The organism is Ensifer sp. Root127, assembly GCF_001425225.1.
GTDB classification, from domain to species: Bacteria; Pseudomonadota; Alphaproteobacteria; order Rhizobiales; family Rhizobiaceae; genus Ensifer; species Ensifer canadensis.
This window is the reverse complement of sequence record NZ_LMDX01000054.1, coordinates 347,165-359,628: the sequence shown is the minus strand read 5'-3', so window position 1 is coordinate 359,628 and position 12,464 is coordinate 347,165. Positions and strand designations below refer to the sequence as shown.

The window sequence follows — 12,464 nt, the reverse complement described above, 5'->3', positions numbered from 1 at the left end:
TGCTGTTTTAACGCTAATTTAAATTCGCAATTACTAAGTATCTCTCGGTCGGTGCGCTTGAGATCTCCGCCTCCTCCCTCGGAGCGCGCGCAACATTCCGGGTCTCCTCCCACCGGTTTGGCCGACCATGTCCTGCAAACCAGCGCGATCGCGACATCACAGGAGTCACGGCAGTGACGTTCAAGAATTTATCGATATTGACCAAGGTCGGCCTCGTGGTCGTGGTCATGGGCATTTCGTCAACCCTGATCGCCCTTGCCGGTGCGCGCGGGCTCTCTTCACTCGGAACGACGATCGTCGAAGTCGGCGCCCGCGAAGAAGCCGCGCGCGAGGCGATGGACCTCAGGGTCGATATCATCGCCATCAGCCGCATGACCTATCAACTTGCGGCAACGCCCGGTAAGGCTTCGGAGTTCGGTGCGGAAACGGAAACGCGCGCCGCTGAAATGCTCGCTCGCGTCACCAAGATCGAGCTGGTCGCCGACGATGCCGAGGACAAGCTTCTCAACGACATCCGCACGACGCTGAACAGCTACTTCGACGAGATCCGCGCAATGATTGCCGTCGCCGGATCGAATGGCGCCGACGCCGCTGCCGTCAAGGCCGCGCTCGACAAGGCGCTCGACGCCCAGAAGACCGTGACGTCCGCCGTCAAGGCCTACAGCACCTATTCCGGCGATGCTCTTGCCGCTGCTCGCGCCGAGGCGCTCGAATCTTCCTCCGTCGCGATGACGATCCTCTTGGCTGCAGCCGGCGCCTGTATCGTCTTCGGCGTGGCCGTCAGCCTGCTCGTCGCGCGCCGCGGCATCGTGCTTCCGGTGCAAACGCTGACGTCGATCATGAGCGAACTTGCCGACGGCAAGCTTGATGGCGATGGCGCTGACTCTTCACGCCGCGACGAGATCGGCGAGATGGGCCGCGCCGTCGAAGTCTTCCGCAAGAATGCCATCAGCATGCGCGACATGAAGGCCCAGGAGGCGGTGCTGCATGCACGCAGCAGCGATCTCCAGTCCAATATCAGCATCGTCGTTGCCGCTGCCGTTGCCGGCGATTTCACCGGCCGTATCACCAAGGACTACGATAACGAGGACCTCAACCGCTTTGCCGCCAGCGTCAACGAGCTGGTATCGAGCGTCGATTTGACGGTCAACGAGGTCCGCCGCGTCGTGGCAGCACTCGCAGACGCCGACCTGACGCAATCCATGCGCGGTGAATTCCACGGCGCGTTCGCCGAGCTTCAGACCAACGTCAACGCCACGATGGTGACCCTGCGCTCGACGATGCAGAACGTCCGTACTGCGGCGGGCACGATCAACGACAATTCGGTGGAGTTGAGCTCGGCGGCTAACGATTTGTCGAAGCGCACCGAGCAACAGGCGGCAGCACTCGAAGAGACAGCGGCGGCCCTCGACGAAATCACCTCGACGGTCCGGACCGCGTCTGCGCGGGCCAATGAGGCGCACGAGATGGTGCGCACCACCAAGGAGAGCGCCGGACGCTCGGGTGCGATCGTGCGCAGCGCAATCGACGCCATGGGCCGCATCGAGGATTCGTCGAACCGGATCAACCAGATCATCTCGGTGATCGACGAGATAGCCTTCCAGACCAATCTACTGGCGCTCAACGCTGGCGTCGAGGCCGCCCGGGCCGGCGAGGCCGGACGCGGCTTTGCCGTCGTCGCCCAGGAAGTCCGCGAGTTGGCGCAGCGCTCGGCGAACGCCGCCAAGGAGATCAAGACGCTGATCCACAGCTCCGCAAGCGAGGTCGAAAACGGCGTGTCGCTGGTGCGCTCGACCGGCGAGGCGCTGTTGGAGATCGAGACCCTGGTCAACAATGTCAGCGGCCACGTCAATACGATCGCGACCGCCGCACGCGAACAGGCAACCGCACTGCAGGAGATCAATACCTCGGTCAACCACATGGACCAGATGACCCAGCAGAATGCGGCAATGGTTGAAGAAACGACGGCTGCGAGCGGAACGCTCGCCGAAGAAAGTCGCCAGCTCCGCACGATGCTGGCGAAGTTCAAGCTGGAAGGTGTTGCAACGCGCGAAAGCTGGAGCCGCGCTGCCTGACGAAGCGGCCCCGAGCAAGAGAGAAGGGTCGGCGTCGCCGGCCCTTCTGTCATTTCATTCGCTCGACTGCCCTACGCCTCCGGGGCATAGCCGAAGACGACGGCAGGATTTTCCGCGGTTTCGACCCAGACGCTCTTTGTCTGGGTGTAGGCGAGCAGCGCGTCGCGGCCGCTGGAGCGGCCGTATCCGGAGCGGCCGAAGCCGCCGAAGGGCGACATCACGCTGATCGTCTTGTAGCCATTGATCCAGAACGTGCCGGCGCGCACGCGCGCGGCCATGCGGTGGGCTCGCCCGACGTCCCGTGTCCACACAGCGCCCGCGAGACCGTAAGGGTTGTTGTTGGCAAGCGCCACCGCTTCTTCCTCGTCGTCAAAGACCGTGACGCCGACGACCGGGCCGAAGACTTCCTCGCGCGCGATGGTCATGTCGGGCTTGACGTTGTCGAGGATGGTCGGGGCAAAGAAGAAGCCGCCGGAGGACGAAAGCGCTGCGGGCTTGGCGCCGCCGGTTGCAAGCGTTGCGCCTTCGGCAACACCCTGGCGCACCATCTCGTCGATCTTTGCCCATTGGCGGGCATTGTTGATCGGGCCAATCTGGGTGGCGTCGAGATAGGGATCGCCGACCGGGATGCGTTCGGCGGCGCGGGCATAACGCTCGACGAATTGCTGATGCACCGAGCGGTGGATCAACAGACGGGAACCGGCAACGCAGCTCTGGCCGGCGCCCGAGAAGATGGCCGACTGCGCGCCGACGATCGCCCGGTCGACATCCGCATCGGCAAAGACGATGTTGCCGGACTTGCCGCCGAGTTCGAGAATGCAGGGCACGACGTTCTTCGCAGCTGCTGCCGCAATCGCAGATCCGGCCTGGGCCGAGCCGACGAAGACGACGAGCGCTGTCTGCTGATGGGCAACCATCGCGGCGCCTGCGGTCACGCCCTGGCCGGCGATGACGTTGACGAGTCCGCGCGGTGCGCCGCCCGCCTCGCAAAGTGCTCCGAGGACAAGCGTGCTGAGCGGCGTCAGCTCCGACGGTTTGATCACGACGCCGTTGCCGGCGCAGATCGCCGGTGCGATCTGCCAGCCGCCGGTAAAGAGCGGCGCGTTCCAGGGCGTGATCTGGGCAACGACGCCGACCGGTTCGTGCCTGATGTAGTTCAGGTGTGAGGTCGGGACCGGAATGACCTCGCCGTGCAGCTTGTCGCACCAGCCGGCATAATATTCGAACATCTCGGCGACCCGCAGCGCTTCGCCGCGGATATCGCGGATCGGCCGGCCAGCGGAACGGCTTTCGAGCTCGGCCAGTTCCGGTGCGCGCTCACGGATCTTGCGGGCGATCTCGTTCATCACCCGGCCGCGGGCGGATGCCGTCATGGCCATCCACTCGCGCTGCGCCCGCGTCGCCGCTTCCATGGCCGCATCGATGACGTCGTTGCCGGCGTCCTTGAACGTGGCAAAAACCTCGCCGGTCGCCGGGTCGGTCAGGTTCTGCTCAGGCCCGGAGCCTGCCACCAGCACGCCGTCGACATAGCTTCCGATCTCGCTGCCGGGCAGGAAGCCATGAAACAGCGCGCGGATGCGCTCGGCCTTCGCGGCCGGCATGGTCATGTCGTTCATCGTCTTCCCCTTGTCGTCTCAGTTGTCGTTGGCCGCGGCGCGAAAGGCGCCCATGCGGGTGAAGTCGTCGGCATTGTCGAGCGGGCTTTCGGCCCAGAGCCGAGCGACTGCCGCCGAAAGCGGCAGTGCGGCGCCGGTGCGGGCGGCAAGCTCACTTGCAAGCCGCACGTCCTTGCGCATCAGGCCCATGGTGAAGCCGCTGTCGAAGCGGTCGTTCATCACCCAGGTCGGGAAATGCACTTCGCTGATCATCGATTTGCCCGAGGCGGCGTTCAGCACCTTGAGCGCCTGTTCGGGCTCTAGCCCTGCCGAAAGCGCCAGCTTCAGGCCCTCGCCCGTCGTCACCATATGGGCGGCTGCAAGCAAGTTGTTGACGAGCTTGGCGACATTGCCGGCACCGCTTGGGCCCACATGCAGGGCCTTGGCCGCCATCGCATCGATCACCATTTTCGCGCGGGTAACATCGGCGTCACTGCCGCCGATCATCATCGTCAGCATGCCGCTTGCAGCACCCGCCGGCCCGCCCGAGACGGGCGCATCGAGGAAACCGTGGCCAAGTGCGTTGAGACCGGCGGCGAGATCGCTCGAAACGTCGGGTTCCGACGTCGACGTGTCGATGATGACGACACGGTCGTCGGCAGCCTTCAGGGCGTCAAGATTGGCCTCGACGACGGCTGCGACGTCCTTGGCGGTCGGCAGCGAGAAAACGATGAAATCGGTATCGACGAAGACGTCGGCAAGCGTTTCGCAAGGCGTCACACCGCCTTCGGCCGCCAGCTTGCGTCTGCCGTCGGAAAGGTCGAAGCCCTTCACCGCAAAGCCGTTGCTGGCGAGCGTGGTCGCCATGCCGAGCCCCATGGCTCCAAGCCCGACCACGCCTATCGCTCTCTCTTTCGTCGTCATATCCGGTGTCACCCTCAGCGTTTGTTTTGGTGCTGAGAAGGTGGCACGGGGTATCCGGGGCGGGTAGACGGCGGGGCCGGTACACTGCGTTGCTGGCGCCGCAACGTCGGTGGTTCAGCGGATGCCGGCCCGAGGCATCGAGCGTTTCCGGTTTTGGCGGAGTGGCAGAAACGCCCGATCCCTTTGCTTTAGGCATTCCCGACGGAAAACCGCTTGGCTCTTTTCCTGGAAATGCTCCAATCGTCAGATTGTCACGACGATCTTGCCGAACTGTTCGTTCGTCTCGAGATAGCGATGCGCCTCGACGATCTGCTCGAACGGAAAGGTCCTGGCGATGACCGGTTGCAACGAACCTGAGGTCAGCCCGTCGAGGATGAAGGCCTTGGCCGCCTCCAGCCGCTGGGGATTACCGATGATCTCGTGGACGAGGTAACCACGCAACGTCAGCGTCTTGCTGAGGACGGCAAACAGCGGAAAAGGCGTGGGCTCAGGGCTGAGGCCGCCATATTCGATCAGGATGCCGCCATGTGACATCGCCGCCGTCAGCGGTTCGAATATCGGCCCGCCGATCGGGTCGAATACCACGTGGATGCCCTGCGGACCGGCAATCTCCTTCAGTCGGGCTTCCAGGTCTTCCTCCGCTGAGGCGATCACATGGGCTGCGCCGAAATCGAGCAAGGCCTGCTTCTTGGCAGAGGTTCGCGTGACGGCAATTGCGGTTGCGCCGACCAGGTTGGCGACTTGAATGGCCGCCAATCCGACACTGCTCGAGGCGGCGGTGATCACGACCAAATCTTGCCTGCCGAGCTTGGCGATGTCGATCAGGGCGCCATAGGCCGTGAGATATTGCATCCAGACGGCTGCTGCCGCTTCCCAGTTGAGCGACGGCGGATGCTTGACCACCTGCGCGGCAGGGACGGTGACCAGCTCACCATAGGCGGGCCAGCGGACCATCGATATCGGCGGAATGATGCTGACGGCGTCGCCTGGCGCGAAACCGTCGACCCCGCCGCCAATCGTTTCGATCACCCCCGCAGCCTCGAGGCCAAGACCGGACGGCAATGTCGGCGTCTCGATGTACCGGCCCGAGCGCAGCAGCGCCTCGGCGCGATTGAGGCCAAGGGCCTTGACGCGAATCTGGACCTCGCCGGTACCGGGTCCGGCAACATCGTGATCCTCAATGCGCAGAACCTCCGGACCACCATGCTCATGAAAACGAACGACGCGTGCCATCAGCCATAAACTCCGTAATGATTGAACTGAATAAGCTATGCGCGTCGGCTGGAATTCGATAAATGTCGGATTTGGCAGAGCAGTAGAAACCAGGAGTTTCGAATATGGATCGCCTTACGAGCATGGCGGTGTTCGTCAAAGCCGTGGATCTCGGCTCGTTTGCGGCCGCCTCGGAAGCGCTCGACCTTTCCGGGCCGATGGTCGGCAAGCATGTTCGGTTTCTCGAAGAGCGGCTCGGCGTGCGTCTGATCAACCGCACCACGCGTCGACAGAGCCTGACCGAATTCGGCCGCGCCTACTATGATCGCTGTCGTGTCATCCTTGCGGAGGCCGAAGCGGCGGACGCACTTGCGGCCGATCAGCTTTCCGAGCCGCGCGGTCGGTTGCGCGTCACCATGCCGGCGCTGCTCGGCCGGCGGTGCGTCGCGCCCATTCTCATGGAGTTTGCCCGGAAATATCCAAGGCTCGAGCTTGAGCTCTCCTTCGGCGATCGCATCGCCGATCTCGCCGAGGACGGTTACGATCTTGCCATCCGCACCGGCACTCTGGAGGACAGGTCCGGGCTGATCGCCCGTCGGCTTGCCAGCCACAGCATGGTTGTGTGCGCATCGCCGTCCTATGTCGAGCGCCATGGCGCCCCGAGACAGATCGACGATCTGGGCCGCCATCATGCGGTGACATATAATCGACCTGGATGGGTGCATCCCTGGCTTTTCCCGCGCGACGGGCAGCAGGTTTTGGAAGTGACGCCCGCCAATCGCTTGCGGCTGGACGATCTCGAGGCCATCGCCGATGCTGCGGCTGCCGGAATGGGGCTGGCCTGGTTGCCGTCGTGGCTCGTTCGCCACCGCATCAAGTCCGGCGTCCTTGTCGAAGTGTTGCAAGGCGAGCCGGGATATGTGTTCGACAACTATGCCCTTTGGTTGCGCACGCCGCACTTGCCGCTGAAAGTCCGTCTTGCGGTCGATGCGCTGGTGGCCGCTTTGCCCACGGCGATGATCTAAGCCGTGAACCCATCAACCGGACGACTGAGATGGGCGTGGATTCCGGCCCGTCCGTTTGGTCAAAGACGGGAACCTGACGTCGGTGGCGGAACGCGCCATGACCATGAGCAGACGACGTATCGAAGGCAACCGCCCGCCGCCATCAGCTTTACGTCAGGTTCAGTCCTTCTTGAACTCGAATAGCTCGATGACGTTGCCCGACGGATCTTCGAGTAGGATGGCGCGGCCGGCACCGCCGTCGCTGATTTCACCGCGGAATCTTGCATCAACGCGGCGCAACCGCTCAATGAGGACATCGACCTCGTTTGTAATGATCATAAATCGGTTCCACCCGCCCGGCTTCGGATCACCGCCGGCCTGACCACCGCTCCCGGCACCTGGGGCGCTGAGATACAGCGTCAGGTCGTCGCGCAGCAGCGCGGCGAACTTGCCCGGGTTGTGCTTGTCGATCTTGAATTCGAGATTGTCTCGATAAAACGCGACCGCCTCGTCGACGTCCGCGACGATGTATCGGACGGATGCCATTCAACCTTCTCCTCTGTCCTGGAGCTACAACGGTCAACTCGCGTAAAGGTTTCCTGTCGGTGGAACTGAGTGCAGAACGGGCCGTCCGGATGCCGGTTCGGTAAGCCTCAGGCTTTGAAGGACTGCATTTCCTGCGCGAGATGCTGGCCGAGTTTTTCTACCGAGAGCGGCAGGCGGCGATGCGCACGCACCATCAGGTGAGCGCTCGCCTCGCGCAGCAGCGGATCTTCAAGGTCGACCGCCTGCATGACGCCGCGGTCGATTTCGCCGGAGACGGCGGTCCTCGGCAGGAAGGTGACGCCGAGACCGGAGGCGACGAAACGGCGCAACACTTCGATCGAATGGGTTTCGAGCAACGGCGCCAGTGCCATGCCGGCGTCGGCGGCGACGCGGGCAACGATCTGGGTGACGCCGTTGCCTTTGCCGAGCATGGCGCAGGGCGAGGTCAGACAGTCCGCCAGTTTTAGACCGGTGCGGCTGGCGAGGGCATGCCCGATCGGAGCAATGACGCAAAGCGGCTGGCGGGCGATTGCCAGCGCCCGGATGCGCGGGTCCGTCAGCGGTGTGTAGGCGATGCCGATATCCGCGTCGCTGTTGGCGATGGCATCGACCACGTCCTCGGTGCTGCCGAGTTCGACGATATAGCGGACGTATGAATGCGCCCTCGAGAATGACGACAGCCCGTGTTCGACAAGGTCCGCCATGAAACCTTCGCCGCAGCGAATGCGGATGCGCGTCTGCTGGACGCCGCGGATCTGGTCGAGCTGTTCGGCGAGCAGGCCGTTGTCTTCAAGAACACGCTTGCCGTGTTCGAGAACGAGTTCGCCGGCATCCGTCAGCACTGTGCCGCGTGCTGTTCGTTCGAACAGCGCAAGGCCGATCTCGCGTTCGGTGTCGGCGATCTGGCGGCTGACGACCGACGGCGCCAGCCCCATGTGTTCGGCCGCACCCCGGATCGATCCGATGCGGGCAACGGCCATAAAAATCTTGAGCGCTTTCGCGTCGAGCACGTCCATGGTGGTCATGTGCGACGGAAACGGTTTGAGGTCAACGACCAAGAGATGTGGCGATCAGCCTTGTCCAGAGGTCGACGCCCTGCGGAACGATCGCATCGTTGAAATCGTAGTGCGGTGAATGCAGGCCGGGGTTGGCGCCTTCGCGGCGTGCGCCGAGCCAGAGGTAACAGCCGGGGCGTTGCTCCAGCATGAAGGCGAAATCTTCCGCAGCCATGCTGGGGGCGGCATCGACGACCGAAAGGGCACTGTCCTTTGCTGCGACCGAGCGCACGAAGGCGGCCGATGCAGCATCGTTGATCGTGGCGGGATAGCGGTACTGATAGTCGAGATCGGCGCTGCAGCCGAGGCCCTCGGCGATGGCCGCCGTCAGCGTCCGCATGCGCTTTTCGAGGATTTCTCCGACTTCTTTCGCAAACCAGCGTGTCGTGCCGCGGATGACAGCTTCCTGCGGGATGACATTCCAGGCATCGCCGCCGTGGATCTGGGTCACGGAGACGACGGCTGCGTCGAGCGGCGAGACGTTGCGGCTGGCAATCGTCTGCAGCGCGGAGACGATCTGGGCTGCGGCAACCAGCGGGTCGGCGCCCTCATGCGGCATCGCCCCGTGGGCGCCTCTGCCGGTGATGCGGATTTCGAACACGCCGAAGGCGGCCATCATCGCGTCGTCGCGGGCAACGCAGGTGCCGACGTTAAGCGCCGGCCAATTGTGCAGGGCATAGACTGCGTCAGCCGGAAAATCACGGAAGAGGCCGTCGGCGACCATGGCGCGGGCGCCACCTTCCGCTTCTTCCGCCGGCTGGAAAATGAAGTGTACGGTACCGTCGAAATCCATCTCGGAGGCTTGTCGCGCCGCGGCGAGCAGCATCGAGACGTGACCGTCATGGCCGCAGGCATGCATCTTGCCGGATGTTTTCGACGCGTAGGCAACGCCGCTGGCTTCGACGATCGGCAGCGCGTCCATGTCGGCGCGGATGGCGATGGTGCGCGACGAGGTGCCGCGCGACAGCGTGCCGACAAGGCCGGTGCCGCCATAGCCGCCTTTGACGGCAATGCCCCACTCCGAGAGCTTGCTTGCAATGAAGGCCGACGTTTCCCGTTCCTCGAAGGCAAGTTCGGGGTGGGCGTGCAGGTGATGGCGCCACGCGATCGTTTCCGCGATGCGGTCAGGGCTGATGTCGTGGCGGCTCATCTCGTTCATCCTGTATCTGCAAATTGAAGGCCGGCCGCAAAGCGGCCGGCCACAGTTCTATCCTACTGGCCCAATCTCAGGAACAGATCGGCGACGACGACGGAGCCCATATAGGTTCCGATCATCACGCAGATCGCCACGATGACGATCTTCCAGCCCGAACGACGGGCGATGGCGAATTCGCTCGCTGTCAGCGCCAGGCCGCCATAGGCAAGCGCCGGCGTGGCGAGCGCCAGGAAATTCAGATGCTCGACCTGTTCGCTGACCCAGGCAGCCCCCGGGACGCCGGGAATGGTGATCAGGATCGCGATCAGCGATACCCAGGCGACACCAGGCAGGTAAAAGGGTACGAAGCGGGCAAAGCCGAGGCCGATGATGCAGGCGACATAGAGCACCGCCATGCCCGGCAGGGCGATGAGCGGCGACGTGCCCGTTCCGACCCAGTTGGCGATCAGGCCGATGGCGCAGGCGATCAGCAGCAGCCCGGAGTGTTTGACGACATCGATCTTGCGCTCATCCTCCGCATTCAGCGGCAGGTCGTCGGCAAGATTGGCGGTGGTGTTGGTTTGGTTGGCCATTGTTCCTGTCTCCCCGATCAGGCTGTTGCGCGTTCGGACGGGCGGGCTTTGTTGTAAAGCCATTCCGTCAGCGGCAGGGCGACGAACATGCCGACATAAAGGCCGGTCGCGTAGGTCAGGATGTTGCTGGCCGCTGCCAGCGCCAGGATGATGTCCTTCTGGTCCGGAACGACGGCGACGAGACCGCCGGTGCAGGCCGCAAGCATCGAGCCGGAGCCGACGCCGCAGGACATGGCAAGAGCGCGCACGTCGAAGATGCCGAGGCCGTGGACGAGCGGCGGCATGATCGCGAAGACGAATGTGCCGATGAGTGTGCCGGTGGCATAGACGCCCATGGCGCCGGCGCCTTCCGGCGAGTTGAGGCCGTATTTGTCGGCGATCAGCGCGATGTTGGGCTCGCGATCGATCGAATAGGTGGCGCCGACGGCTTCGCGGCCCATCTTCAGCAGGAACACGGCGACCGGGAAGGCGATGAGGATCGTGCCGAGATTGCCGAGTTCCTGGAGCACGAGTGCCGGTCCGGCCTCGATGATCTTGGAGATCTGTGGTCCGACTGTTGTGCCGAACTTGGCAATGAAAGGCATGATCGCAACGGTGATCATGGCGCCGGACAGCTTGACCGCATCCTTGGAAATGAACTTGGCGCTCGCCTTGAAAATGGCGGGATTGAGCATGATGCCGAGTGCGAAGGCATAAAGGATCGGCAGGAAGATCACGGTGCCGAGGCCGATCGACAGGCGTTGAATGCCGATCAGCTCGGAGACGATGACGATCGCGAGCACAAGGATGTGCAGATAGAGCCCGCCTGCGGCGGCTCCGGGTTTTCCGGTCATGATGTTCTCCTCTGGTTGGGGACCAGTTGTTGTTCTTTGCCCAAACTTAACACTATTGGCTGAGGGCAAATGCCGGCTAGCCGGTCGGCGAGCAACGAAGTGTTGCAGTTCCAGCAACAGGTCGCTGGGTTGAAGGCGGCTTCTGCAAAACCGCTCATCGCTTCTGTCATTTCATGGTCGCGGTCCTGCTTTGGCCGAGTGCGGATGCGAATCGAGCTTTCGCCTTGCCTTGCTTTTGCATGTGCCGCCTCGATGGCCAAGGACACATACGGCCAAGTGGGGACGAGCGGCACGGAAAGCGCCAACTTTCCCCAGCAATCCGGGCGATTGGCCCGGCCAGATCAACACCTTGCGCAGGTTCACGACAGAAATTCGAAAAACCCATCAAAAATCGCTGAAAACCCCCATTGAAATCGATTACATTTTCTGGCTTCATGGTTCTCGCAAGATTTTGGGAGGATCTTATGAAGAAGCTTATCGCCGTAGCACTCGGCACCGTCGCATCCATTGCCATCTCCGCCTCGCTCGCCAATGCCGAGACCTTCAAGATTGGTCTGTCCAATGGTTGGGTCGGCAGCGAGTGGCGCACGCAGATGATCGACGAGGCCAAGGCGGCCGCGGAAAAATGGAAGGAAAAGGGCGTCGACGTCGAAGTCAGCGTCCAGAGCGCCAATGTCGACGTGCCCGGGCAGATCGCCCATGTGCGCAATTTCATTGCCGAGGGCGTCAACGCCATCATCATCAACCCCAACAGCCCGACGGCCTTCGACCCGATCTTCGCGCAGGCGAAGGAAGCGGGCATTCTGGTGATCGCCACTGATGCCGAAGTCTCTTCGCCGGATGCCACCTATGTCGGCATCGACCAGACGGCATGGGGTGCGGCCGGTGCCAAGTGGCTGGCCGAAACGCTCGGTGGTAAGGGCAAGGTCGTGGCGATCAACGGCGTCGCAGGCCACCCGGCAAACGAGATGCGCGTCGCCGGCTATAAGAGCGTCTTCAAGGACTACCCGGATATCCAAGTCGTCAACGAGGTCAACGCCAACTGGGATCAGGCGCAGGGCCAACAGGCCATGCAGAACATCCTGGCGACCTATCCTGACGTCAACGGCGTCGTCGTGCAGGACGGCATGGCTGCCGGCGCCTGGAAGTCGATCATGGACGCCGGCAAGGCAAGCCAGATCGCGGCCACCGGCGAGATCCGCAAGGACTTCATCGATCTGTGGAGCAAGGATAAGCTGAACTCCGGCGCGACCGTCAACCCGCCCGGCGTCATGGCAAGCGCGCTCAATGTCGCCGTCCTCATGCTGCAGGGCAAGGAACTGAAGGAACCGGCAACGGCTGGCCAGTACAAGAACGCCATGTACCTGCCGATCCCGTTCATCGACTCCAAGAACCTGGCGGATGCCGCCAAGCAGGTCGACGGCAAGCCGGGCTACTACTCCTACACCAGCGCCCTTTCAATCGAAGACGCTGAAGCGCTCTTCAAGTAAGC

General features: G+C 63.1%; 11 protein-coding genes. 3 read left to right on the top strand and 8 right to left on the bottom strand.

Annotated elements, in window-relative coordinates; genetic code table 11:
* Positions 1–173: 173 nt before the first annotated feature.
* Positions 174–2,075 (top strand): methyl-accepting chemotaxis protein, encoded by a 1,902-nt coding sequence (locus tag ASD03_RS36820; RefSeq protein ID WP_057219169.1) that lies wholly within the window; start codon positions 174–176, stop codon positions 2,073–2,075.
* Positions 2,076–2,146: 71 nt separating this feature from the next.
* Here ASD03_RS36820 and ASD03_RS36815 read toward each other — a convergent pair whose 3' ends face one another.
* The 3 genes from ASD03_RS36815 to ASD03_RS36805 all read right to left on the bottom strand — a co-directional run bounded on the left by ASD03_RS36815 (position 2,147) and on the right by ASD03_RS36805 (position 5,827).
* Entirely contained in the window at positions 2,147–3,691 is a 1,545-nt protein-coding gene (locus tag ASD03_RS36815) for an aldehyde dehydrogenase family protein (protein WP_057219167.1), read from the bottom strand.
* 18 nt (positions 3,692–3,709) lie between these two features.
* Complete coding sequence (locus tag ASD03_RS36810) at positions 3,710–4,594, bottom strand: NAD(P)-dependent oxidoreductase (RefSeq protein WP_057219165.1); 885 nt, start codon at positions 4,592–4,594, stop codon at positions 3,710–3,712.
* Positions 4,595–4,837: 243 nt separating this feature from the next.
* Positions 4,838–5,827, bottom strand: coding sequence for a zinc-dependent alcohol dehydrogenase family protein (locus tag ASD03_RS36805; RefSeq protein ID WP_057219162.1), 990 nt, complete (start codon positions 5,825–5,827; stop codon positions 4,838–4,840).
* 104 nt (positions 5,828–5,931) lie between these two features.
* On the opposite strand from ASD03_RS36805, the gene ASD03_RS36800 reads away from it, so the two are divergent.
* Complete coding sequence (locus ASD03_RS36800; RefSeq protein WP_057219160.1) at positions 5,932–6,831, top strand: LysR family transcriptional regulator; 900 nt, start codon at positions 5,932–5,934, stop codon at positions 6,829–6,831.
* 159 nt (positions 6,832–6,990) lie between these two features.
* Here ASD03_RS36800 and ASD03_RS36795 read toward each other — a convergent pair whose 3' ends face one another.
* The 5 genes from ASD03_RS36795 to ASD03_RS36775 all read right to left on the bottom strand — a co-directional run bounded on the left by ASD03_RS36795 (position 6,991) and on the right by ASD03_RS36775 (position 10,972).
* Complete coding sequence (locus ASD03_RS36795) at positions 6,991–7,356, bottom strand: VOC family protein (RefSeq protein WP_057219157.1); 366 nt, start codon at positions 7,354–7,356, stop codon at positions 6,991–6,993.
* Positions 7,357–7,463: 107 nt separating this feature from the next.
* Complete coding sequence (locus tag ASD03_RS36790) at positions 7,464–8,381, bottom strand: LysR family transcriptional regulator (RefSeq protein ID WP_225906260.1); 918 nt, start codon at positions 8,379–8,381, stop codon at positions 7,464–7,466.
* 22 nt (positions 8,382–8,403) lie between these two features.
* Positions 8,404–9,561: a M20 aminoacylase family protein gene (locus tag ASD03_RS36785; RefSeq protein WP_057219287.1), complete on the bottom strand. Its 1,158-nt coding sequence runs from the start codon at positions 9,559–9,561 to the stop codon at positions 8,404–8,406.
* Between the two features lie 62 nt (positions 9,562–9,623).
* Entirely contained in the window at positions 9,624–10,139 is a 516-nt protein-coding gene (locus ASD03_RS36780) for a hypothetical protein (protein ID WP_025429276.1), read from the bottom strand.
* A gap of 17 nt (positions 10,140–10,156) precedes the next feature.
* The gene (locus ASD03_RS36775) at positions 10,157–10,972 is read right to left on the bottom strand and encodes a DUF3100 domain-containing protein (RefSeq protein WP_057219155.1); all 816 of its coding nucleotides are present in this window, start codon (positions 10,970–10,972) and stop codon (positions 10,157–10,159) included.
* A gap of 464 nt (positions 10,973–11,436) precedes the next feature.
* Between ASD03_RS36775 and ASD03_RS36770 the strand changes: the two genes are divergently transcribed.
* Positions 11,437–12,462: an ABC transporter substrate-binding protein gene (locus tag ASD03_RS36770; protein WP_025429274.1), complete on the top strand. Its 1,026-nt coding sequence runs from the start codon at positions 11,437–11,439 to the stop codon at positions 12,460–12,462.
* Positions 12,463–12,464 lie beyond the last annotated feature (2 nt).

Bases quoted from the DNA above. Each gene is read 5' to 3' on its own strand.
- ASD03_RS36815 (WP_057219167.1), bottom strand. From the start codon at position 3,691: ATGAACGACATGACCATGCCGGCCGCGAAGGCCGAGCGCATCCGCGCG.
- ASD03_RS36810 (WP_057219165.1), bottom strand. From the start codon at position 4,594: ATGACGACGAAAGAGAGAGCGATAGGCGTGGTCGGGCTTGGAGCCATG.
- ASD03_RS36805 (WP_057219162.1), bottom strand. From the start codon at position 5,827: ATGGCACGCGTCGTTCGTTTTCATGAGCATGGTGGTCCGGAGGTTCTG.
- ASD03_RS36800 (WP_057219160.1), top strand. From the start codon at position 5,932: ATGGATCGCCTTACGAGCATGGCGGTGTTCGTCAAAGCCGTGGATCTC.
- ASD03_RS36795 (WP_057219157.1), bottom strand. From the start codon at position 7,356: ATGGCATCCGTCCGATACATCGTCGCGGACGTCGACGAGGCGGTCGCG.
- ASD03_RS36790 (WP_225906260.1), bottom strand. From the start codon at position 8,381: ATGACCACCATGGACGTGCTCGACGCGAAAGCGCTCAAGATTTTTATG.
- ASD03_RS36785 (WP_057219287.1), bottom strand. From the start codon at position 9,561: ATGAGCCGCCACGACATCAGCCCTGACCGCATCGCGGAAACGATCGCG.
- ASD03_RS36780 (WP_025429276.1), bottom strand. From the start codon at position 10,139: ATGGCCAACCAAACCAACACCACCGCCAATCTTGCCGACGACCTGCCG.
- ASD03_RS36775 (WP_057219155.1), bottom strand. From the start codon at position 10,972: ATGACCGGAAAACCCGGAGCCGCCGCAGGCGGGCTCTATCTGCACATC.
- ASD03_RS36770 (WP_025429274.1), top strand. From the start codon at position 11,437: ATGAAGAAGCTTATCGCCGTAGCACTCGGCACCGTCGCATCCATTGCC.